17 protein-coding genes are annotated in these 21,827 nt (G+C 64.4%); 7 read left to right on the plus strand and 10 right to left on the minus strand.

Going from position 1 to position 21,827, the window contains the following annotated elements:
- Nucleotides 1-29 precede the first annotated feature (29 nt).
- Genes PARACOCCUSGL_RS0105870 through PARACOCCUSGL_RS0105880 form a run of 3 tightly spaced genes read left to right on the plus strand, consistent with a single transcriptional unit; the run spans nucleotide 30 to nucleotide 3,414 of the window.
- Nucleotides 30-1,154 carry an SPFH domain-containing protein gene (locus tag PARACOCCUSGL_RS0105870; protein WP_010394143.1) on the plus strand — a complete coding sequence of 375 codons (1,125 nt, stop codon included), beginning with the start codon at nucleotides 30-32 and terminating at the stop codon, nucleotides 1,152-1,154.
- 9 nt (nucleotides 1,155-1,163) lie between these two features.
- The gene (locus tag PARACOCCUSGL_RS0105875) at nucleotides 1,164-2,471 is read left to right on the plus strand and encodes a hypothetical protein (protein WP_010394145.1); all 1,308 of its coding nucleotides are present in this window, start codon (nucleotides 1,164-1,166) and stop codon (nucleotides 2,469-2,471) included.
- Nucleotides 2,472-2,493: 22 nt separating this feature from the next.
- Nucleotides 2,494-3,414, plus strand: a complete 921-nt coding sequence (locus PARACOCCUSGL_RS0105880; RefSeq protein ID WP_010394148.1) for a carbohydrate kinase — start codon at nucleotides 2,494-2,496, stop codon at nucleotides 3,412-3,414.
- A 73-nt stretch (nucleotides 3,415-3,487) separates the two neighbouring features.
- Here PARACOCCUSGL_RS0105880 and hflX read toward each other — a convergent pair whose 3' ends face one another.
- From hflX to PARACOCCUSGL_RS0105925, 9 genes are all read right to left on the minus strand, one after another.
- Nucleotides 3,488-4,795 carry a GTPase HflX gene (gene hflX, locus PARACOCCUSGL_RS0105885; protein WP_010394150.1) on the minus strand — a complete coding sequence of 436 codons (1,308 nt, stop codon included), beginning with the start codon at nucleotides 4,793-4,795 and terminating at the stop codon, nucleotides 3,488-3,490.
- Nucleotides 4,796-5,029: an RNA chaperone Hfq gene (gene hfq / locus PARACOCCUSGL_RS0105890; RefSeq protein ID WP_010394165.1), complete on the minus strand. Its 234-nt coding sequence runs from the start codon at nucleotides 5,027-5,029 to the stop codon at nucleotides 4,796-4,798.
- A 76-nt stretch (nucleotides 5,030-5,105) separates the two neighbouring features.
- The gene (locus PARACOCCUSGL_RS0105895; RefSeq protein ID WP_010394168.1) at nucleotides 5,106-6,728 is read right to left on the minus strand and encodes a potassium transporter TrkG; all 1,623 of its coding nucleotides are present in this window, start codon (nucleotides 6,726-6,728) and stop codon (nucleotides 5,106-5,108) included.
- A gap of 9 nt (nucleotides 6,729-6,737) precedes the next feature.
- Nucleotides 6,738-8,114, minus strand: a complete 1,377-nt coding sequence (gene trkA, locus PARACOCCUSGL_RS0105900; RefSeq protein ID WP_010394170.1) for a Trk system potassium transporter TrkA — start codon at nucleotides 8,112-8,114, stop codon at nucleotides 6,738-6,740.
- A 169-nt stretch (nucleotides 8,115-8,283) separates the two neighbouring features.
- The gene (locus PARACOCCUSGL_RS0105905; RefSeq protein ID WP_010394172.1) at nucleotides 8,284-9,672 is read right to left on the minus strand and encodes a sigma-54 dependent transcriptional regulator; all 1,389 of its coding nucleotides are present in this window, start codon (nucleotides 9,670-9,672) and stop codon (nucleotides 8,284-8,286) included.
- Nucleotides 9,669-11,927 carry a PAS domain-containing sensor histidine kinase gene (locus PARACOCCUSGL_RS0105910; protein ID WP_029371612.1) on the minus strand — a complete coding sequence of 753 codons (2,259 nt, stop codon included), beginning with the start codon at nucleotides 11,925-11,927 and terminating at the stop codon, nucleotides 9,669-9,671. Before PARACOCCUSGL_RS0105910 ends, PARACOCCUSGL_RS0105905 begins: the two co-directional genes overlap by 4 nt.
- An 84-nt stretch (nucleotides 11,928-12,011) precedes the next feature.
- Nucleotides 12,012-13,478, minus strand: coding sequence for a response regulator (locus tag PARACOCCUSGL_RS0105915; protein WP_010394177.1), 1,467 nt, complete (start codon nucleotides 13,476-13,478; stop codon nucleotides 12,012-12,014).
- A gap of 9 nt (nucleotides 13,479-13,487) precedes the next feature.
- Nucleotides 13,488-14,645: a nitrogen regulation protein NR(II) gene (locus tag PARACOCCUSGL_RS0105920; protein WP_010394179.1), complete on the minus strand. Its 1,158-nt coding sequence runs from the start codon at nucleotides 14,643-14,645 to the stop codon at nucleotides 13,488-13,490.
- Nucleotides 14,642-15,691 (minus strand): tRNA-dihydrouridine synthase, encoded by a 1,050-nt coding sequence (locus PARACOCCUSGL_RS0105925; protein WP_010394181.1) that lies wholly within the window; start codon nucleotides 15,689-15,691, stop codon nucleotides 14,642-14,644. Before PARACOCCUSGL_RS0105925 ends, PARACOCCUSGL_RS0105920 begins: the two co-directional genes overlap by 4 nt.
- A gap of 229 nt (nucleotides 15,692-15,920) precedes the next feature.
- On the opposite strand from PARACOCCUSGL_RS0105925, the gene PARACOCCUSGL_RS0105930 reads away from it, so the two are divergent.
- The 4 genes from PARACOCCUSGL_RS0105930 (at nucleotide 15,921) to PARACOCCUSGL_RS0105950 (ending at nucleotide 21,280) form a co-directional block, all read left to right on the plus strand.
- The gene (locus PARACOCCUSGL_RS0105930; RefSeq protein ID WP_010394185.1) at nucleotides 15,921-17,303 is read left to right on the plus strand and encodes an L-serine ammonia-lyase; all 1,383 of its coding nucleotides are present in this window, start codon (nucleotides 15,921-15,923) and stop codon (nucleotides 17,301-17,303) included.
- Between the two features lie 126 nt (nucleotides 17,304-17,429).
- The gene (locus PARACOCCUSGL_RS21200; RefSeq protein WP_138918289.1) at nucleotides 17,430-18,323 is read left to right on the plus strand and encodes a hypothetical protein; all 894 of its coding nucleotides are present in this window, start codon (nucleotides 17,430-17,432) and stop codon (nucleotides 18,321-18,323) included.
- Between the two features lie 93 nt (nucleotides 18,324-18,416).
- Nucleotides 18,417-20,618, plus strand: coding sequence for a YjbH domain-containing protein (locus tag PARACOCCUSGL_RS0105945; protein WP_010394189.1), 2,202 nt, complete (start codon nucleotides 18,417-18,419; stop codon nucleotides 20,616-20,618).
- Nucleotides 20,615-21,280, plus strand: coding sequence for a YjbF family lipoprotein (locus PARACOCCUSGL_RS0105950; protein ID WP_010394193.1), 666 nt, complete (start codon nucleotides 20,615-20,617; stop codon nucleotides 21,278-21,280). Before PARACOCCUSGL_RS0105945 ends, PARACOCCUSGL_RS0105950 begins: the two co-directional genes overlap by 4 nt.
- 188 nt (nucleotides 21,281-21,468) lie before the next feature.
- Here the strand turns inward: PARACOCCUSGL_RS0105950 and PARACOCCUSGL_RS0105955 are convergent, their stop codons facing one another.
- Nucleotides 21,469-21,672: a hypothetical protein gene (locus PARACOCCUSGL_RS0105955; protein WP_029371618.1), complete on the minus strand. Its 204-nt coding sequence runs from the start codon at nucleotides 21,670-21,672 to the stop codon at nucleotides 21,469-21,471.
- Between the last annotated feature and the right edge of the window lie 155 nt (nucleotides 21,673-21,827).

Genomic DNA, 21,827 nt, shown 5'->3' on the forward strand with positions numbered 1-21,827 from the left:
CGTCCCGGCAAGCGCGAAAGGCAAGCCTCATGAGCATTTTCGACATCCTCGGCGGCGAGTTCATTGATGTCATCGAATGGACCGACGACAGCCGCGACACCATGGTCTGGCGCTATCCGACGGTAGGCAAGGCGATCAAATACGGCGCCAAGCTGACCGTGCGCGAGGGTCAGGCGGCCGTCTTTATCCATGAGGGCCAGCTTGCCGATGTGTTCCAGCCCGGTCTTTATATGCTGGAAACCAACAACCTGCCGATCCTGACCCGGCTGCAACATTGGGACCACGGCTTTCGCAGCCCCTTCAAGTCCGAGATCTATTTCGTCAACACCACCCGTTTCAACGACCTGAAATGGGGCACGCGCAACCCGGTCATCGCCCGCGATCCGGAATTCGGCCCGGTGCGCATCCGCGCCTTTGGCACCTTCTCCATGCGGGTGACCGACCCCGGCCGCTTCATGACCGAGATCGTCGGCACCGATGGCGAATTCACCGCCGATGAGATCAGCTTTCAGCTGCGCAATATCATCGTGCAGGAATTCTCGCGCATGATCGCAGGTTCGGGCATCCCGGTTCTGGACATGGCGGCAAATACCGGCGATCTGGGCCAGATGGTCGCCAAAGCGATCAGCCCCACGATTGCGGCGTATGGACTGACCATTCCAGAATTTTATATTGAAAACATTAGCTTGCCTGACGAAGTTGAGAAAATGCTTGATAAGCGGACCTCGATGGGCATCGTGGGCGATCTGAACCGCTTTGGCCAGTACGCGGCATCCGAGGCAATGCTGAACGCGTCAAACCAGCCCGGGGGCATGGGGGCAGGCATCGGCGCCGGACTGGGCGCGGGCCTTGGTGCCGCCATGGCGCAACGCGGTCCGTGGGGTGCCGTGCCCCAGCCACAGGTCGCGCCGCAGAGCCCGCCGCCGCTGCAACCCGAAACGGTCTGGCATATCGCCATCAATGGCGAAGCCGACGGCCCCTATGGCCGCGCCCACCTGGGCCGGCTGGCACGCGAGGGGCAGTTTGCCCGTGACACCCTGGTCTGGACCCCCGGTCAGGACGGTTGGAAACGGGCCGAGGACGTGGCCGAGCTGGCCCAGCTGTTCACCGTCGCGCCGCCTCCCCCTCCGCCGCCGCTGCCCAAGGCAGAGTGACGGACAGGAATGCCGACCCCGCCTTCGGAATACCGCTACCCGTGCGAGAATTGCGGCGCGAGCCTTGAATTCTCGCCCGGGCAGCAAAGCTTGCTCTGCCCTTTTTGCGGACACCAGCAGGATATCGGCCCCGGCCCCGCGCGTGCTCCGGCCCGCCAGCCGCAGCAGGGCCCCTGGGGCGAAAGCGCCATTCTGCGCGACCCTGCGACTGGCCGGGCGCTGCAATGGGACGGGGGGCACAAATCACCCGGCCTGCGGGAACTGCCGCTTGAGGATGGCCTGTCGCTTGACCGCAACAGCGAGCTGGCCGAAACGGTCCGCACCCTCTCTTGCCCTAATTGTGGCGCAAAGGTCGAAATCACCAGCGACCGCCACGCCTCGGCCTGCCCGTTCTGCGCCACCGCCGTGGTTACGGACACCGGCACAACCCGGCTGATCAAACCACAGGGCGTGCTGCCCTTTGTCATCAGCGAGGCTCAGGCAAAAGCGGCTCTTGAGGATTGGCTGCGCGGCCTGTGGTTCGCCCCGTCGGGCCTGACCGCCTATGCCCGCCGCGGCAAAAAGATGAGCGGGGTCTATTCGCCCTTCTGGACCTTCGACGCCGATACAGCCTCACGTTACAGCGGCGCGCGCGGGGATTGGTATTATGAAACGGTCTATGTCACCCAGATGGTGGACGGCCGCCAGCAGCGGGTCGCCCAACAGGTGCGCAAGACGCGCTGGACAACGGTATCGGGTCAGGTGGCGCGGAATTTCGACGATGTGCTGGTGCTTGCCTCCAGCTCTCTGCCACGCCGGATCACCGATGCGCTGACCCCATGGGATCTGTCGCATCTGGTGCCATATCGGCCCGAATATCTGGCCGGCTTTCTGGCCGAGGGTTATACAATCCCGCTCAGCGCCGGCCATGACATTGCGCGACAGGAAATGGCAGGTGTCATCGCCATGGACGTGCGCCGCGACATCGGCGGCAACGAACAGCGCATCCACGGAATCGAGACCCGCTACACGGATGAAACCTTCAAGCATATCCTGCTGCCGGTCTGGACAGCGGCTTATCGCTATAACGGTAAAAGCTACCGCTTCGTCGTCAACGGTCAGTCGGGCCGGGTGCAGGGCGAACGGCCCTGGTCGGTGTGGAAGATCACTTTCGCGGTGCTTCTGGCACTTGTCCTGCTGCTCGCACTGATCTGGATGAATGAGCGCGGCGGTTTCGTGCGGATTGGTGAGGCGGACTTCACACCGGATATTTTCATCGCCGACAGTTACCGCTATCAGAAGGCCGGAATGGGCGGCCTTGCCGCCCCAAGCGGTTAGGAACGGGAAGGGAGGGGTAACCATGATCCTGTGCGTCGGAGAATCGCTGATCGACATGGTGCCCGAAGGGGCGAACTATCGCCCTCTGCCCGGTGGCGCCGTCTATAACACCGCGATTGCGCTTGGCCGTATGGGCGTACCGACGGGCTATCTGTGGCCGCTATCGCGTGACCGCTTTGGCGAGACGCTGATGCGCCCACTGGCCGAAGCCGGGGTCGACACCGCACTTTGCCCGCGCAGCGACCGGCTGACCACGCTGGCTTTTGTCTCGTTAGAAGGGGGCGAGGCACGCTATTTCTTTTATGACGAGGGCTCGGCCGGGCGCATGTTCTCGCCCGAGGACCTGCCCGAGATCCCGGAAACCGTCTCGGCACTGTTCATCGGCGGGATCAGCCTTGTTCCTGATCCCTGCGGCGCTGCGGTCGAGGAACTGGTCAGGCGTGTCCGCCACCGCATGCCGATCATGCTGGACCCGAATATTCGTCCCTTCTTTATATCGGATTCCAACGCCTATCGCGCGCGGCTTGAGCGGCTGTTTGCCATGGCCGATCTGGTCAAGCTTTCGGGCGACGACATGGATTGGCTGATGCCCGGCAAAAGCTACGAAGAAGCCGCGGCGGCGATCCTTGCCCGCGGCCCTCGCGTCGTGTTCCAGACCGGCGGTTCAGCCGGGGCGCGGGCTTTCTGGGCGGGCGAGACCCAGATCGCCCAAGCGGTGCGGGTCGAGGTTGCCGACACTATCGGCGCAGGCGACACGTTCAACGCGGGCGTCATGGCCGCACTTGATCGCGCAGGGGCACTTAGCCGTGACGCCCTCGACAGGCTTGATGCCCAGACGATCGCCAAGGCGCTGACGCTTGGCACCCGCGCGGCCGCCATCACCGTCTCGCGCCCCGGGGCAAACCCGCCCTGGGCGCATGAGCTTGAAGGGCAACCGGCCTGACGGGACGACTTCACCCGCAAAACGGGCGAAGATTCAGCTTTAACATTTGGAAATAACTGCCTGAGAAAGCCGGTTAAAGAGCCTCGAACGCTGCCTTTTGCCGGTCGGTCCAAAGCAGGCGCAGGCGCACACCGTCCTCGGTCATCTCTTCAGAGGTAACCACACCCTGACCATGCAACCAGGCGCGGCGGCGACCGTCAGAGTGGGACAGAAGCCGCTCTGCCTCGCGGCGTGGTTCGTCCAGCGCCTCGGCCAGTTTGGCCTCGATGGCAGACAGCAGCGCGGGGATACCCTCTCCGGTCAGGGCCGAGATCGCCTGCACATCCTGCTTGCGTGCATCGGTATTCTGCAAAGCCTGCCGGATGTCGGACGACAGCGCGTCAATCTTGTTCCAGACCTCGATCAGCGGCACGTCATCCTCAACACCAAGCGAATCGAGGATTTCGCCGACATCGGCTGCCTGTTCCTCGGTCTCGGAATGACTGATGTCGCGAACATGCAGAATCAGGTCAGCCGCCAACACCTCTTCCAGCGTAGCGCGGAAGGCGGCGACCAGCTCATGTGGCAGGTCCGAAATGAAACCCACCGTATCGGACAGAATCACCCTTCGCTCGCCCGGCAGTGTCAGTTGACGCATGGTCGGGTCGAGCGTGGCAAAAAGCTGGTCCCTGGCCACAACCTCGGCCCCGGTCAGGCGATTGAAAAGCGTGGATTTACCGGCGTTTGTGTACCCAACCAGCGCCACGATTGGATAGGGCACCTTGGCGCGGGCCTTGCGATGCAGCTCGCGCGTTTTGACCACGCGCGACAATTGCCGACGCAGGCGGACCACCTGTTCGTCAATGGCGCGACGGTCAGCCTCGATCTGCGTTTCACCCGGCCCGCCGACAAAACCCAATCCGCCGCGTTGACGTTCAAGGTGGGTCCATGCACGGACAAGCCGGGTGCGCTGATAGGCCAGCGCCGCCAGTTCGACCTGCAAGACCCCCTCGCGCGTACGGGCGCGGTCGGCAAAGATTTCAAGAATCAGCCCGGTGCGGTCAAGAATCTTGACCCCCCATTCCTTTTCCAGGTTGCGCTGCTGAACCGGGGTCACCGGTCCGTCAATCAGCACAAGCTCGGCCCCTTCGCCATCGGCTACGGCCTGCAGATGCGCGCCGATCTCTTCGCGCTTCCCCTTGGAAAACAGCATCCCCGGATCAGGTTTGCGCAGCCGCGCCACCTCGGCCCCCGTCACCTCAATGGCGGGCAGCGCATGGGCAAGGGCGACCGCCTCCTCCAGCGCCAGTTCGGGGGCGCGGCGGGTGCGGGCATTGCCCAGATCAGGATGGATGACATAGGCCCGGGTGGGCCGCTCACGGGTTTCCGATGGCTCGGCCAATCAGTCCTCGCCCTCATAGAGGCTGATCGGCTGCCCCGGCATGATGGTCGAGATGGCGTGCTTGTAAACCAGTTGCGATTGTCCATCGCGGCGCAAAAGTACGCAGAAATTGTCAAACCAGGTGATCACGCCCTGAAGTTTGACCCCATTGATGAGAAAGATCGTGACCGGAACCTTGCCCTTGCGCACATGGTTCAGGAAAGCGTCCTGGAGGTTCTGTTTGTCGCCGGCCATTCGGGGCACCTTGTTCTTATCGCTGGTTTTCAAGACTTAGGGGAGCAGGCGGCGGCTTGCAAGCATGTGATCTGCGTTAACGCCGCCAGTAATCAGGCGAGAAGAGCGCAAGGATGGCCAAAGTCTCGACCCGTCCGACGACCATCGCACCGGCAAGCACCGCTTTGGTAAAACCGGGCAGACCAGCCCAGCCTGCCCATGGCGCGCCTGCCATGCCGGCTGATCCCTGAAATGTCGGCGTCAGCGGAATCGCACCGGCAAGCTGTCCGGTATTGGTCAGCGACGCGATGGAAAGAATCGTCGCGCTGTCAAACTCGATGCGCTGCAACGAAATCAGCATGATCGTGACCGCAATCGAACTGGCAAACAGCATGAAGAAAATGAAAGCGAGATAGGCCCCCTCGCGCCGCAGCCGCCGCGCCATCAGCCCGCCGCCCCCGACAGAACTAGGGTGGATGATGCGGTCAAGCTCGCGCTCGCTGTGACGGGCCAGCGCATAGACCCGCAGCAGCTTGACCCCGCCCGCGGCGGTGGCCACGCCTCCGCCCATCATCGCAAGGCCCGCCAGCATCAACCCCGGAGAGCTGAGACCTGACCAGCTGCGCGCGCCCTCCCACTCGACCGAGTTCCAGCCGGTGGTGGTCAGATAGCTGAGACCATTGAACACCCCGCCCCAGGCCGCCGAAATCGCACTATCGAGCGTATCGACGATTCCCTTCGCGCCGGTCGGCGAGACGCCGACAGCCCCGGCGAAATGGCGCACGAACAGCGCAAGCGACACCAAAAGCACCACACCTGCCGCCATGCGCAATTCGGGGTCGTCGTTCCAGCTTTCACTGGCCTTAAGCTCTCCTCCGCCGGGCCAGAACCGCCGCGACAGCGCCGGAATCAGGAAAAGAAAGATCACGACCTCGCCGGTGATACCGCTGCCCTGTCCAGCAGGACCCGAGACCGGGCTGATGCCGCTGGTCGACAGCGTCCCCATCGCCCGGGTCAGCGCCACCAGCCCCGGCTCACCCAGCATCAGAAGCAGCATCCACATCAGCAGCGTCAGCCCAGCATAGACCGGCAGCACTGCCCGCCCCGCCCGCATCGCCCGCTGCACCGGATCGGAAAGTTCGGTCTGATAGGCTGGATGCGACAACGGCGTAAGAATCAGCGGCTCATTGCCCGAGCGCGGCAGATGTTCGAACCGTTCGCTGCGCCCGTAGGGAGAGGTCATGATCTCAAACCCGCCGACCCGCAGGGGGGCAAGCAGCGCAATCGCCGCGACCAGCATGAACAGCCCACCCAGCCAGCCAACCAATGACCGCCACAGATGCAGCGGCGCCGGCAGCAGGTCGGGCGCGTAAAGCGAAGCGCCCGTCGTGGTAATGCAGGAGACCATCTCCCACCAGGCGTTGAAAAAGCCGGTGTCGGGCAATGACAGGGCAAAGGGCACAGCCAGCATCGCGGGCAGGCCCGCCATCGTCCCCAGCATGACCAAAAGCACGCTGCTGGCGCGTGTCCCCTGGGCACGATCAGCGGTTGCCAGCCCCAGCATGGCGGCCAACAACAGAAACAGCCCCGCCGCGCCAAGGAAGATCGAGCCGATCTTGTGCTGGTCCAGCGCATGGGCGTAAAGTCCGGGCAGGACCATGGCCAGCGCCCCGATACCCCCCAGGATCACGATCAGCGGCAGGCGCAGCAGCAGCGTCATCGCCCCGCCTCAGAAATAATCAATCGAGACCTGCAACAGGCGCTCGACTTCGGGAATGTCAGAGGCAAGGGCAAAGATCACCACGATATCGCCCTCTTCGATGCGCAGATCCCCGGTCGGCTTGATCACGCGTTCACCCTTGCGGACAGCGCCAAGCAGCGCGCCGCCGGGAAAGTCGATATCGCGCAGGGCCCGCCCGGCGATGGGCGAGGTCGAAAGTACCTGAGCTTCAATCACCTCGGCCTCGGCATCGCCGATCGAGTAGATATCGCGCACCCGTCCGTGCCGCACATGGCGCAGAATGGTCGAAACCGTGCTGGCCCGCGGGTTGATAAAGGCGTCGATGTCCAGAGGCTCCATCAGCGGCATCAGCGTCGGGTCGTTGACAAGCGAGATCGCCAGCTTTGCCCCCGCCTGCTTGGCACGCACCGCGGCAAGGATGTTGGTCTTGTCGTCATCCGTGATGGCAAGAACCGCATCGGCGCGTGGTACCGCCGCCTCTTCCAGCAGTTCGGCCGACAGCCCGTCGCCGTTCAGAACGATGGTACGGTTCAGCGCGTCCGCCGCATCCTCGGCCCGGGCGCGGCTGCGCTCGATCAGCTTGACACGGATACGTTCGGGCCGCGCCTCCAGCGCCTGGGCCACGGCAAGGCCCACGTTGCCCGCCCCGATGATGACCACGCTTTCCTGTTTGGCCATCGGCTTGCCAAAGATTTCCAGCGTACGCGGCACATCGACGGCATGGGTAAAGACATATACCTGATCGCCCTCGAACAGCTGATCGCCCGGCTCGGGGGCAAACAGCTTGCCGCCCCGCCGTACCCCGGCCACGATGTCGCTAAGGCTGGTGAACATGTCGTTCAACTGGCGCAGAGGCGTGTTCAGCACCGGACTGTCCGCCTCCAGCAAAATGCCAAGCAGGTGCAGCTGCCCGTCCAGAAAGGTCTCGGCATCAAAGGTCGAAGGGGCGGAAAGGCGCTGGATCGCCGCCCGCGCCACCTCGCGCTCGGGGCTGATCACCACGTCGATCGGCAGGTGATCGGTGCGGTAGAGATCCGAGTAAATCGCGTCGAGATAGGCCGAGCTGCGCAGCCGCGCGATCTTGCGCGGCACCTGAAAGACGGAATGCGCGACCTGACAGGTGACCATGTTCACCTCGTCCGAATGGGTCGCGGCAATGATCAGATCGGCATCGCGCGCACCGGCGCGGTCCAGCACATCGGGATGGCTGGCAAAGCCTGTCACACCCTGCACATCCAGCGCATCGGTGGCGCGCCGGATCAGTTCGGCATTGGTGTCGATGACGGTGACATCGTTCCGCTCGCCCGAAAGGTGGCGGGCGATATGCCAACCGACCTGACCTGCCCCGCAGATGATGATCTTCATACCGGCTCCAATTCAACCCTTGGTAAGGCGCGATCCTAACGCGCCGGAATGGTAACGGATACAGGGAAACGTCCCGCAGAGCCACGGCATCCGACAGACATGGCTAATCGCGCGGCAGCCGGGCCACAAGCCCGCGCCGCAACGCGCCCAGGCGATCACCTCGGGGGTGTTACTTGCCGACCAGCTCTTCTTCGACGCGCACGCCACCGACAACGCCCAGCGACTTGAGCTTGCGATGCAGGGCCGAACGCTCCATGCCCACAAACTGCGCCGTCCGGCTGATATTGCCGCCAAAACGGTTGATCTGGGCCAGCAGATACTCCCGCTCGAACAGCTCGCGTGCTTCGCGCAGGGCAAGGCTGGTGATCTGCGGCCCCAGAGCCAGCACCTCGGCGCCGCTTGCGCTGCCGGTCTGGCCTTCCAGCTCGGACGGCTGGATTGGCCCGGTGCCGTCGCCAAGGATCAGCACCCGCTCGATCACATTGCGCAGCTGGCGAATGTTGCCCGGCCAGTTCATTGCCTGCAAAGCGGCGGCGGTCTCTTCGGGCAGTTCGCGCTGGGGCAGACCCTGACTGGCGTGGAACTGCTCGATGAACGACTCGGCCAGCAGCGGGATATCATCGCGCCGCTCGGCTAGCGATGGAACCGCAACCGGCACGACGTTCAGCCGGTCATAAAGCTCTTGCCGGAACCGGCCGGCAGCGATTTCGGCCGCAAGGTCGCGATTGGTCGACGAGATCACCCGCAGATCCACCCGCACCTTGTCCGTGCCGCCAGCACGCTGAAACTGCTGCTCGGTCAGCACGCGCAGGATCTTGGGTTGGGTGCCAAGGGGCATATCCGCCACCTCGTCGAAATAGATCACCCCGCCATGGGCCTGTTCCAGAAGCCCCGGTTCGATCCCCCGTTCGGGGGTTTCGCGGCCAAAGAGCACTTCTTCCATATGCTCGGGCTCAATGGTGGCGCAGGGCACGGTGATAAAAGGCTCACGCGCCCGCGGGCTTTGGGCGTGAACATAGCGCGCGGCGGTTTCCTTGCCGACGCCCGGCTCACCGGTCAGCATGACCCGGCCGTTCGACTTCGCGACCTTGTCCAACTGTTCGCGCAGCCGCCGGAAGGGGGCAGAGTTGCCCAGCATCTCGGCGCCCCGTGCCTCACCCCGCCGCAGTGTCGCATTCTCGCGGCGCAGGCGCGCCGTCTCCATCGCGCGGCGGATCACCACCAGAAGCTGGTCGATGTTGAAGGGCTTTTCGATAAAGTCATAGGCGCCCTGTTTGATCGCCGCGACCGCGATCTCGATATTGCCATGGCCCGAGATGATGACGACCGGCACGTCAGGGTTGTTGCGCTTGACCTGCTTGAGAATGTCGATCCCGTCCATCTTGCTGTCCTTCAGCCAGATGTCGAGGATCATCAGCGCCGGTTCAGCCGTGTTCAGTTCGGCCACCGCCTGATCAGAATTGGCGGCGAGACGGGTCGAAAAGCCCTCGTCGCGCAGGATATCGGAAATCAGTTCACGGATGTCCCGTTCGTCATCGACAATCAGAATATCGCTCATTTCATTGCTTCCTGCTCGTGTTTCTGGCGGCGCGCGGACAGGCGCACTGGCTGGCGTTCGCGCGGCAATCGTATTTCGGCCATGGCTCCCCGCCCTTCGGGCGCGTCGGTCAGCACAAGGCGGCCGCCGTGCTCTTCGACAATCTTTTTAACGATGGGCAGGCCAAGGCCTGTGCCGCCAGGTTTCATGGTGACATAAGGTTCAAAAAGCCGGGTCCGATCCTCGGGCAGGCCGGGGCCGTTATCGATGATGCGGATGGTTACGGCATCGGGGGCAGCGGTCATAGTGACCTGAACCTGCGGCTCCCATCCTTCGGGCGGAGAGGCGCGCAATTCGTCCAGCGCCTCGCCCGCATTCTTTAACAGGTTGGTAAAGACCTGCCGCATCATCCCGGCATCGGCATCGACAATCACCGGCTCATCAGGAATATCCGAGATCAGCGCGCCTTGCAGCGCATCGCGCTGCATCAGCTCGGTGTCGCGCAACAGCTTGGTGATATCGGTTTCCTTACGGTCGGGTTCCGGCATGCGGGCAAAGCGGCTGAACTCGTCCACGATCCGGCGCAGGTCGTTGGTCTGGCGGATGATGACTTCGGTATATTGCTCCAGCGCCTCGCGCTCATCCCCGGCAATCGGGCCGAACTTGCGCTTCAGCCGCTCGGCCGAAAGCTGAATCGGCGTCAGCGGGTTCTTGATTTCATGCGCAACACGACGGGCAACATCGCCCCAGGCTGCCATGCGCTGCGCCGAGACAAGATCGGTCACATCATCCAGCGCGACCACGTAACCTTCCAGTCCGCCCGCTGCACCGCGGCGGATCGCCATGCGCACCAGCAGGCTTTCCACCCGCCCCTCACGGGACAGGCGAATCTCGTCCTGCACCGATTCATTGACCGAATGCTCCAGCCGATCAAACAGCGGCGAAAATTCAGGCACCGCTTCGGACAACAGCCGGTCATGCGCTGTTACCGGATCCAGCCCCAGCAACCTCGTGGCCGAGCGGTTAAGAAAGTCGATCTCACCCGCAGCATCCAGCCCGATCACCCCGGCGGTAACCGAAGACAGCACGGAATCAAACAGCCGGCGCTGATCGTCCACCGCGCGATAGCTTTCGACCAGCTCTTCATGCTGCAACTTAAGCTGGCGCGTCATGTGGTTGAAACTTTCGCCAAGGGTCTGGATCTCGTCCCCGGTGTCGGGGGTGGGGATCTGCAGGTCCAGATTGCCCTTACCCACCTGTTCTGAAGCCTCGGCCAGCCGGCCGATGGGGCGCGACAGGCGATCTGCAAACCACAGGCCCAGCCACATAGCTGCCGCCACCAGCAGCAGCGCAAAGCCCAGATAAAGCAGCGAAAATTCAAGCAGGACCCGACCCCGCTCCTGCTCAAGCCGCTGGTAATCGCCGACGGTCTGGCGCGTATCGTCCAGCAGCCCCAGCAGGCTGCCATCAACATCGCGGGTGACATAAAGATAGCGGTCCGGCAGCGGGGTCAGCGGCACAAGGGCACGGAATTCGTTGTTTTGCCAATCCTCGATCAGCACCAGCCCCCGGGTCGCCGCCTCGTCGAACTGGGCAGGGCTCGGCTGTTCGTACCAGAACTGATAGCTGCGGTCGCCGCGCGCACGGATCGTGCCGCGGCCATCGACGATATAAGCCTCGCGCAGGCCACGCTGGATCTGGCTTTGGTAATCGGTCAGCAACAGGCGCAGGTCGCCTTCCTCAAGCATCGGGTTCTGCCGCGCCGCCTGCGTCAGTGCACCGGCAAGCAGCCGCGCGTCATTGGTCAGGTCGCGGCGATGCTCTTCCTGATAGGCCTCGGCGGCGGCAAGCGAGCTTGAGACCACCTGCTGAACGCGATTCGAAAACCAGCCCTCAAGGCCGATGTTCACCGTCAGGCCGGCGAAAAGCGCGACCAGAACGGTCGGCACCAGCGCGATGGTGGCAAAAACGCCGACCAGCCGCATGTGCAGGCGCGACCCGGCGGCCGATTTGCGCCGCGCCGCCACGATCTGCACCATACGCGCCACAACAAGGCCGATGAGCACGATCAGGTAAAGAAGGTCGGCAAGCAGCACCAGCCGCAACGCCGCCCCGCCCGAGCTGGCATTGTCAAAGGGGCCCATCACCGCAAAGGTCAGACCAGCCAGCACCGGCCCCAGCAGGACAAGCCCAAGCGTCGCCGCATTGCGATACCAGCGCAGACGTCGCAAACGCGCGACTCGTTCCCATGTACCCCTGGACAGCGTTCCCGCCACCTTGCCTGCCCTCACGGTTCCGCCGCCGTGCCGCGGCTGTTCTGTGGCCGTTCAGCGACTCTCGCAAGGCCATCTGTGGCTGTTTTACATCAGTTTGCGCCGCCGTGTCACCTCAATATTCAGGTCGGTCAATTTCTTGCGCAGAGTATTGCGATTGATGCCCAAAAGATCGGCACAGCGCAGCTGATTTCCGCCAGTCGCATCTAAGGCAATCTCAAGCAAAGGCTTTTCGATCTCGCGCAGGATCCGGTCATAAAGGCCGGGCGGCGGCAGTTGATCGCCATGCAGATCAAAGTAGCGCTGCAAGTGCATTTCGACCGATTGGGCCAGCCGCATGTTCGCAGGCTCACCCAGCGGAACGGCAGCGGCGGCCGGGGCCGCGACCGGGGCGGGTGCTCCGTTACGGACAGCGGGTGCACCTGCCGGGGCGGGGGGGACGATTGGGCTGGATTCCGCCAATGCGGTATGGGCCTCAGCCTCGGATATCTCGGATCCGGCGGCAGTCAGCGCCAGCCGACGGGTCAGGTTTTCCAGCTCGCGCACGTTGCCGGGAAAGGGATAGGCGCGGATCAGTGCCGTCGCCCCTTCGGACAGGGTGCGATGTGGCAGACCCTGCGCCGCGGCGCGGGCAAGCAGGTGGCGCGCAAGTGGCGGGATGTCATCCACACGGGCTCGCAGCGGCGGCACGGTGATCGTGACCCCGGCAAGGCGGTAATACAGATCCGCCCGCAACCGCGCGGCTGCCACGTCCGCCTGCGGATCAGCGCCGGTGGTCGATACAAGGCGCGGCATGAGGTTGCGGCGCGGTCCGACCTCCCATGCCTCGATCATGCCGATCAGCCGGGCCTGAGCGGCGGTGTCGAACCCGGCCGGATCCTCGATCAACAGCGTACCGCCCTGGGCGCGGTCGGCGGCATTATGGATCGCCTCTTCGGACAGATCGGCCGAGGTCAGCACGACAAACCCCGCCTCGCGCCGGTCCGAAAGGTCATGGAATGAGCGCGCGACCACGGTCTTGCCCACCCCGGCCTCGCCCGCGATCATCACCGGCAGATCGGCGTTCAGAACCCGGGCTACCATGCGGAACAGGTTCTGCATGGCCGGAGCATGACCAATCAGCGGCAGGGCCGGATCGGCAACCGCCTCGGGCACAGGCGCGGCCGAGGGCGCTGGATCGGTTTTGCGCACCCGCCGCGACAGCGCCTGATTGGCCCGCGTCATCAGCTCGGGCAGGTCAAAGGGCTTTGGCAGGTAGTCAAAGGCGGCCGCCTCGGTCGCACGAATGGCGGTGACGATGGTATTCTGGGCCGAGATCACGATCACCGGCAGGTCAGGCCGTGCCTTGTGGATCGCCGGGATCATGTCGATGCCATTGCCATCGGGCATCATCACATCGGTAATGACCAGATCTCCGCGGCCCTCCTCGACCCAGCGCAAAAGTTGCGACAGTGAGCCGGTGGCGTGGACCCGGCAGCCAGCACGGGTCAGGGCCTGGGTCAGGACCGTGCGGATGGTGCGGTCGTCGTCAGCGATCAGAACGGTGCCGTCCATGAAGAAACCTCAGGCTTTGGGCAATGAAATGCGGAAAACGGTGCGACCAGGCCGGGATTCCAGCGCAATCCACGCGCCATGGTCAGTAATGATCTTGGAAACAAGCGCGAGACCCAGCCCGGTGCCGTTCTCGCGCCCCGAAACAAAGGGCTCGAACACCGCGCCGATCAGCGACTCGGGGATGCCGGGACCGTCATCCTCGATCTCGATCTGCAGAGGCAGGCTGCGGCCCTGCGGCTCGGCCTCGGTCGGGGCGAGGCGCAGGGTGCCGTCGTAAAAGCTGCGCAGGCGGATGGTGGTGCCCTGCCCCGCCCTGCCAATCGCCTCGGCGGCATTCTTGACGAGGTTCAGGCAGACTTGCACCAGTTGATCGGAATCGACCAGCGCCGGCGGCAATGAGGGGTCGTAATCGGGTACGATCCGCAGCCCTCTGCCAAAGCCGACAGCAGCCGAGCGGCGCACACGTTCAAGCACGTCATGGATATTCACCGCCGCCAGGCGGGGGGCCGAGGTGTCGCCAAACCGCTCGACCTGATCCAGCAGTTCGACGATGCGGCGCGATTCCGCGACGATCAGATCGGCAAGGTCGCGATCCTCGGCCTCAAGGTTCATGCCGATGAGCTGCGCCGCGCCGCGAATACCTGCCAGCGGGTTCTTGATCTCATGGGCCAGCATCTCGGCCATGCCGATGGCCGAGCGGGCGGCAGACCGCGCCGCCTGCCCCTGCCCCAGCCGGCCACCCCCGTCGCTGGGGGCAAGCAGGATGACGGTTCCCCCTTCGGGGCTGGGGGCCTGCCCGGCGTGAACGGTGGCGACACGATCGGAATGCCCGCCCGAGCGGTCGCCGATCTCAAAGCGCACACCGGCGTGGTTCAGCGCCTCATGCCCTTCGCGCATTCGCTCAAGGATCGAGCCAAGCGAGGGCACGATGCGCAATCGTTTGAGCATCTCGGGCCCTTCCAGCGCATGGCCCAGGGATGAGCGGCACGAGATGTTCAGAAAGGCCTCGGCCAGGTCGTTCATCGCCGCGATCCGGCCCTGCGCATCCAGAATGATCGCTGGCAGGGGAAGCGCCGACCAGTTCGGCCCTACCTCTGCCGGAATGAAGCCGCCTGCGGTTTCCACCTCAAGGTCGGGCAGCATTTCGGACCGAACGCGGCTGGTCATGAGGGCACCTCGGTCGCCTGAGCGTTGGCATGGACCGCATCAACCAGCGCCACATCGGCATCGCCGAACCCGGCGCGGATTGCGGACATCGCCGCCTCGGGGGTCGGGGCGCGCAAAAGCTCGGCGCGGTTCGGGGCACCGTTCGCCTCGGCATACCAGCCCAGATGTTTGCGCGCGACGCGCAAGCCCAGCTCACGACCATAAAGCGACAGGATGTCATCGTAATGCTCGGCCACCGCCCCGGCCAGGGCAGCGCCTTTGGGAATGACCGGGGCGGGCGTACCCCACAGTTCATGCGCGATCTGCGCCAGCCGCCAGGGCGCCCCTTGTGCGCCACGACCGACCATGACCGCATTGGCCCCCGATTGGCGCAACGCCGCGCGGGCACTGGCCGCATCGACCACATCGCCATTGGCGACCAACGGCGGGCGATCAGGCAGGTTCGCCACGGCCCGGATCGCCGCCCAGTCGGCACTGCCGGTATAGAACTGCGCCCGGGTGCGGCCATGGACTGTCAGCATCCGGACCCCGGCCCCGCTGGCGCGGCGCGCCAGTTCCGGCGCGTTCAAACAGTCGCCATCCCAGCCCAGCCGCATCTTTAGCGTCACCGGCAGATCGGGCACGGCCGAGATCACCGCCTCGATCAGTCCCAGTGCATGATCAAGGTCGCGCATCAGCGCAGCACCCGACAGCCCGCCCGTGACGTTTTTCGCCGGGCAGCCCATGTTGATATCAATAATGCGTGCGCCCATGCCCGCGACTATGCGCGCCGTTTCGGCCATAGCGCCCGCCTCACGCCCGGCAATCTGGACACTGACGGGCAACGCCCCCTCGGTCAGGGCCCTGGCGCGTACCGCCGCGCGGGTCGAGGGGCGCGGGGTCACCATCTCGGTCGAGGCGACCATTTCGCTGACCATCAGCCCCGCACCGCCATGACGCGCCACCGCGCGACGAAAGGGCAGATCGGTGATGCCGGCCATCGGCGCAAGAAAGACCGGAGGGCCAAGCCGCACAGAGCCAAGGGTGATGGGTTCGGGCAATGTCATGGGAAAACTCGTATGTCACACTGCGGGAATGCGAAAGAATGCGGCGTCTGCCTGATTGGCAGGCGATGCCGCGATTGGGAATTTTGCCTGTTTTTGGTGCTTGATGCCTAAATACAGGGCAGAGCCGGTTTCGTCAAATGTCGCGGAGCTTCAGGCCCGCTGTCGCAACGGCTCTGGCTTCCTGGGGGCAAGGGCGGCTAGGCTTGCCCTGCCAGCCAGGGAGTGCGCGATGTTTCTTTCCGTCTTCGACATATTCAAGATCGGAGTCGGCCCTTCCTCCTCTCACACCATGGGACCCATGGTGGCGGGGGGCCGTTTTCTTGACGCTCTGCGCCAGCAGCCCTTTCGCGCCCATGGGCTGCGCGCCAGTCTGCATGGCAGCCTGGCGTTCACCGGGAAAGGCCATGCCACCGACCGCGCCACCATCCTTGGCCTTGCCGGTTTCCTGCCCGAAACCATGGATGCCGAGGCAGCCGAGGACACGCTGGCCCGCAACCGCGAAACAAGGGTGCTGTCGCCTGCGGGATTGGGCGATCTGATCTTTGACCCGGTGCACGACCTGATCTTTGACTATGACCGTCCGCTGCCCGGCCACGCCAATGGCATGATCCTGATGGCAACCGACGCGCAGGGCGACGTGATCTTTCAAGAGATCTATTATTCGATCGGCGGCGGTTTCGTGATGACCGAGGCCGAACTTGCCGCGCGTGGCGACGATACCCGGACCGATGCCGCCCCCAAGGTGCCCTATCCCTTTGCCTCGGCCGCCGAGATGCTGGAGATGGCGCAAAAATCGGGCAAATCCATCGCCCGGATGAAGCACGAGAATGAGCGCGTCTATCGCACGGATGCTGAAATTTCGGCCGGACTTAACCGAATCTGGCAAGTGATGCGGGACTGTATGGACCGCGGCCTTGCAACCCGCGGCATCCTGCCCGGAGGGTTGTCGATCCGCCGCCGCGCCGCCGCCATCCATGAGGCGCTGAAGGCCGAGGCGGGCATGAACCTGACCGCGCCCCATGTCATCAATGACTGGATGTCGATGTATGCCATGGCCGTGAACGAAGAAAACGCGGCCGGCGGTCAGGTTGTCACCGCGCCGACCAATGGCGCGGCGGGCGTGGTACCGGCGGTAATCCGCTACTGGCTCGACCATGTCCCGGGAGCCTCGGAGCGGCAGCTGGACGATTTTCTGCTGACCGCCGCAGCGATTGGCGGGCTTATCAAACATAATGCATCGATCTCGGGGGCGGAATGCGGCTGTCAGGCCGAGGTCGGCTCGGCCAGCGCCATGGCGGCGGCAGGGATCTGTGCGGTCATGGGCGGCACCCCCGAGCAGGTCGAGAACGCTGCCGAAATCGCGCTTGAGCACCACCTGGGCATGACCTGCGACCCGGTCAAAGGTCTGGTGCAGGTGCCGTGTATCGAGCGTAACGGGCTTGGCGCGATCAAAGCCGTTTCGGCGGCCAGTCTGGCCCTGCGCGGCGATGGCCAGCATTTCGTTCCGCTGGACGCCGCCATCGAGACCATGCGCCAGACCGGTCGCGACATGAGCGACAAGTATAAGGAAACTTCGCTCGGCGGGCTTGCGGTCAACGTCCCGAACTGCTGACTGCGTGCAAATTATCGCGCACCGGCGGTCCTGACCCCTTGCGGGCCCTGTCTGTGCTTGCTCAAGCCCTGCCCTTCCTGTAGCCAATCGGCATAAGCAATACCCATGGGAACCGGGACAGAGCAGATGAAATTCCGTTCGGCATGCGCCGTGCTTGCGATGACAGTGGCCCTTGCCGCCTGCGGCGAGTTGCCCTTCCAGAAATCGGCCGAGCCCGAGGCGGCCCCCGGCCATTCCGGCCCGCCCGCCGTCTCGCCGCTGGAACAGCCGATCGAGACCGGGGGCGAGGCGAAACCTATCGCTACTGCCGAGGCACGCACCCTCAACACCGCGATCTTCCGCGCCGCTGGCGCAGGCTGGGCGGTGACCGCCAACGACAAGACCGCCGTCTATGAACGGTCGGGCGCGAAATCCGTCGGCGTTACCGTGCGCCGCATGGTCTATGGCCGCGGGGTCGAATTCATCGGAACGATGAACGGTTCGGTCTTTGCGCTGAATATTCAGGCGGCCGAATGTGAGGTCGGCGATCAGAAATCGCCCTTTACTGCGCGGTTGCGCGTCGGCAGCCAGCGCCTGACCGGCTGTGCGGCCCCGACCGACACCATGCCCAAGGCTCAGGTTCGCGCATCGTCCGCCGCGCCAAAGCCGAAAGCTCAGCCTAAACCTGCCGCTCCGGCGACGAAACCGGCCGCCCCCGCCAGCGACACGACGGCACCCGCCGCGGAAAACGCGACCGGGACCAGCAAGCCGGAAACCTCGACCGACAACAGCCCGGCGACGACCCCGGCAACCACGACGCCCGCAACCACGACCCCGGCAACGACTGCGCCTGAGACCACGGCCCCCGCCACCGGCTCGACCAGCACCGCACCGGCCAGCACCACTCCGGAAAGCGCGGCGCCCACGACCGCACCGGCGGCACCGGCCAGCGAACCCGCCCCGGCGGCAAGCGGCAGCCCGGCACCGGCCAGCGGTGTGCCTGCGCCCGAACTGGTCCTGCCGCCCGCCACCAGCGAGTAAGTCACAAAAACCCAGACGCCGCGCGGAAGGGTTCGCGCGGTGTCGGCCCACCCGCCGCCCTTGCTGCGGGCCAAGACCTGAAAGGACCCGCCGATGCGCGCCCATTCGCTTCTTACCCGCCGCCTGCTGGCCTCGACCGTGCCGGTGGCGCTTTTGCTGGGTCTCGGTGCCCAGCCAGCCCATACCGATCCGCTGATCGGCAATGTGCTGAACAGTTACGGCTTGCCGGGCGGGGTCGATACCCCGACCGCCGAGATGCTGCCCGATGGCACGTTGGGCGGGACGGTTTCATATACCGACCGGGCGCGCCGTCATAACGTGGTATTCCAATTGCATCCCCGGCTGACCACCGCCCTGCGCTATTCGCGGGTCGAGGGGATTAATGACCACAACAATCTTGGCCATATCTGGGACCGCTCATTCGACCTGCGCTTCCAGTTCATAGACGAACAGGGCTGGCGCCCCGCAGTCTCGGTCGGGCTGCAGGATTTTCTGGGCACCGGGGTCTATTCGGGCGAATATATCGTCGCGACCAAGACCATCACCCCCAACATTCGCGCCAGCATCGGTATCGGCTGGGGCACGCTGGCAGGCAAGCCCCGGACCATCGACACCGAGGACAACGGCGGCAAACCGAATGTCGACGAGTGGTTCTCGGGCAGCGCCAAACCCTTTGGCTCCATCACCTGGCAAGTCAATGACAAGCTGAGCCTGGTCGCCGAATACTCACATGACCGCTATCTGGCCCGCTATCTGCGCCCCAATGGCACCATTGATGATGTGCGCCAGGGTGACGACGAACCCGACAGCAAATTCAATTTCGGAGCTTATTATACCTTCAACCCCAGCTATCAGGTCGGGCTTTACACACTGGGGGGCGATACTTTCGGGGCTCAGTTCAGCTTTGCGCTGAACCCGCGTAATGCGCCCTTCCCCTCGGGGCTGGAAAAAGGCCCGGCGCCGGTGCGGCCGCGCCCCGCGCCTTCGGCCGATCCCGATGGCTGGTCCGGCGCCTGGTCGGCCGATCCGACCGCGCAACCCGCGATCCAGACCGCACTGGGCAAGGCGCTGAAGGATGAAGGGCAGATCCTTGAATCCATGGCGCTGTCCTCGAACCGCGCCGAAGTGCGCATCCGCAACACCCGCTATATCCAGCAGGCCGAGGCTGTTGGCCGCACAGCGCGGCTGATGACCCGCGCGCTGCCGCCTTCGGTCGAGACGCTGGTCATCACTTCGAATTCCGAAGGTATGGCGACCTCGTCCGTGGTGCTGCGCCGCTCGGATGTCGAGCGGCTTGAGAATACTGAGGCGAGCCGCATCGCCGAGGCGGCACAGCTGGTCGATGCCGAACCGCGCCCCGACGGTCTGGTGACCACGCCGGATCTGTTCCCGCGCTTCCGCTGGAAGCTGGCACCTTATCTTGAGCTGGGGGTTTTCGACCCGCAGGATCCGCTGCGCTATGAACTTGGAGCCGAACTGAAGGCCAGCTACGAGATCATGCCGGGCCTGATCCTGTCGGGTACGGTGCGCCAGCGCGCGCTTGGCACCATGAAGCAGCGCGGCCCGGGTATCCCCGGCAAGCGCGGCGAACATTACACGCCCGAAGAATATGTCTCGAACCCGGATTACGAGTATTTCAACGGTGTCCCGCGCGTGCGTTCGGATACCCGGATGTACACAGGCAGCGACAGCCCGACGATCCCCGAGCTGACACTGGCCTGGTATGCTCAGCCGACCCGCGCCGTCTATACCCGCGTGACCGTCGGCCTGCTTGAGCGTGCCTATGGCGGCGTCTCGGGCGAGGTGCTGTGGAAACCGGCGAATTCGCCGCTGGCCTTTGGTGCAGAGGTCAACCGGGTGAGAAAGCGTGATTTCGAGGATGTCTTTGGCTTCCGCGATTATGAGGTCACCACGGGTCATGTCTCGGCCTATTACGAATTCGCAGAAGGGTTCACCGCGCAACTGGATGTCGGCAAGTATCTGGCAGGCGACAAGGGCGCGACCTTTACCCTGACGCGCGAATTCGCCAATGGCTGGCGCGTCGGTGCCTATGCCACCAAGACCGACCTCAGCGATGAGGAATTCGGCGAGGGCTCGTTCGACAAGGGGATCACGATCTCGATCCCGGTGTCCTGGGCAACGGGCACGCCGTCGCGTGATCGCGCCGGAACCACGCTGCGTTCGCTGTCGCGCGATGGCGGGGCCAAGGTTCACGTGAACGGGCGCCTTTACGACAAGGTCCGCGACGCGCAATCGGTCAAACTCTATCAAGGCTGGGGGAGCTTCTGGCGATGATCACGAGCCGCATCCACCACGCAGCGCTGTCCGCGCTGCTGATCGCGGGCCTCGCCGCCTGTGGCAACGACGACACCGGCAATGCCACCAACCCGCTGCTGATCGCCGCCAAGGCGGCCGGAGGCACGGTTGCCCAGATGCGCAACGAGAAGGCCGAACCGGCCGCCCCGAAGCGTACGCCCGAGCAGATGGCCGCCGAGGCGCTGCGCGTCAACCCGGCACCGCTTGTCATGGTTGGCTTTGAGTCGCTTGGCCGCACTCAGGTCATGGCCATGACCGGGCAGAACGGCGCAATGCGGACCTTTATGGCCCCGTCAGAAGAGGCGCTGATTCTGCGCGACGGTATGGTCGTCGGCACCCGCGGTCTTGGCAACGACCTTTCAGTCGCTGAGCCGAGGACCGAGGCGCTGATCCGCGCCGGGCGCCCGGGCTCGGCCAAACGCGTCATGCGCTATTACAGCGGCGACGGGCTGGAACGGCCGCTGAGCTTTGACTGTGCCGTCGGGCCGGGTCCAAAAGCGGGTGTTGTCGTCGAAAGCTGCGAAGGCCACGGTACGAGCTTCCAGAACAACTATATGGCACAGGGCGGGCATCTGCCGGTCTCGCGTCAGTGGCTGGGGCCGAAGCTGGGCTATGTGACCATCCAGACGCTGCGGCCCTGAAGCAAACCACGACAGCATGGAAAACAGCAAGCCGGTCCTCACGCGAGGGCCGGCTTTCTTCTTAGCTGATGAGCTGCGCAGAAAGCCCATGATGAAACGCGGCCAAGGGCCTGTTTGCGCAAAAGAAAAGGGGCCGACCCGAAGGTCAGCCCCTGATCCTGACGGAACCGTAAGGTTCCGCTGTAAGATCAGCTGTCGTCGTCGTCCGAAGCGACGGCGGCGATGACGCCCAGCAGCAGCAGAGCCGGGACGACAAGGCCGGCGTTGCTCGAAGCGGGCTTCTCGTCAACGACGACCGGCTCGACGTCGACGACCGGGGCGACGTAGCCACCAGCGAGAGCGGTCGAGGCCGACAGGCCCAGGGCCAGGGCGAAAGTAGCGAATTTGGTCATGATCATGCTCCGTTCAGTACTTTGACGGCTGCCGTTTCCGGCAACATCGGTGCGACAGTCGCATAAACCCAAGGACTTGGAAAGCGGTCTTGAATGAGAAGCCCCGCTCGACCTGGGCAACTGTTGCATAATAGCCAAACCCGGAAACAGTGGGC

This window comes from Paracoccus sp. TRP, assembly GCF_000185925.1.
Classification (GTDB): domain Bacteria; phylum Pseudomonadota; class Alphaproteobacteria; order Rhodobacterales; family Rhodobacteraceae; genus Paracoccus; species Paracoccus kondratievae.

Excerpts from the sequence above, each read along its gene's own strand:
- PARACOCCUSGL_RS0105925 (WP_010394181.1), bottom strand. The coding sequence starts at position 15,691 with ATGACATTGCCCGAACCCATCACCCTTGGCTCTGTGCGGCTTGGCCCT.
- PARACOCCUSGL_RS0105950 (WP_010394193.1), top strand. The coding sequence starts at position 20,615 with ATGATCACGAGCCGCATCCACCACGCAGCGCTGTCCGCGCTGCTGATC.
- PARACOCCUSGL_RS0105915 (WP_010394177.1), bottom strand. The coding sequence starts at position 13,478 with ATGGACGGCACCGTTCTGATCGCTGACGACGACCGCACCATCCGCACG.
- PARACOCCUSGL_RS0105895 (WP_010394168.1), bottom strand. The coding sequence starts at position 6,728 with ATGACGCTGCTGCTGCGCCTGCCGCTGATCGTGATCCTGGGGGGTATC.
- PARACOCCUSGL_RS0105905 (WP_010394172.1), bottom strand. The coding sequence starts at position 9,672 with ATGAGCGATATTCTGATTGTCGATGACGAACGGGACATCCGTGAACTG.
- PARACOCCUSGL_RS21200 (WP_138918289.1), top strand. The coding sequence starts at position 17,430 with ATGAAATTCCGTTCGGCATGCGCCGTGCTTGCGATGACAGTGGCCCTT.
- PARACOCCUSGL_RS0105880 (WP_010394148.1), top strand. The coding sequence starts at position 2,494 with ATGATCCTGTGCGTCGGAGAATCGCTGATCGACATGGTGCCCGAAGGG.
- PARACOCCUSGL_RS0105875 (WP_010394145.1), top strand. The coding sequence starts at position 1,164 with ATGCCGACCCCGCCTTCGGAATACCGCTACCCGTGCGAGAATTGCGGC.
- PARACOCCUSGL_RS0105870 (WP_010394143.1), top strand. The coding sequence starts at position 30 with ATGAGCATTTTCGACATCCTCGGCGGCGAGTTCATTGATGTCATCGAA.
- PARACOCCUSGL_RS0105955 (WP_029371618.1), bottom strand. The coding sequence starts at position 21,672 with ATGACCAAATTCGCTACTTTCGCCCTGGCCCTGGGCCTGTCGGCCTCG.
- PARACOCCUSGL_RS0105920 (WP_010394179.1), bottom strand. The coding sequence starts at position 14,645 with ATGACCAGCCGCGTTCGGTCCGAAATGCTGCCCGACCTTGAGGTGGAA.
- trkA (WP_010394170.1), bottom strand. The coding sequence starts at position 8,114 with ATGAAGATCATCATCTGCGGGGCAGGTCAGGTCGGTTGGCATATCGCC.
- hfq (WP_010394165.1), bottom strand. The coding sequence starts at position 5,029 with ATGGCCGGCGACAAACAGAACCTCCAGGACGCTTTCCTGAACCATGTG.
- PARACOCCUSGL_RS0105945 (WP_010394189.1), top strand. The coding sequence starts at position 18,417 with ATGCGCGCCCATTCGCTTCTTACCCGCCGCCTGCTGGCCTCGACCGTG.
- PARACOCCUSGL_RS0105930 (WP_010394185.1), top strand. The coding sequence starts at position 15,921 with ATGTTTCTTTCCGTCTTCGACATATTCAAGATCGGAGTCGGCCCTTCC.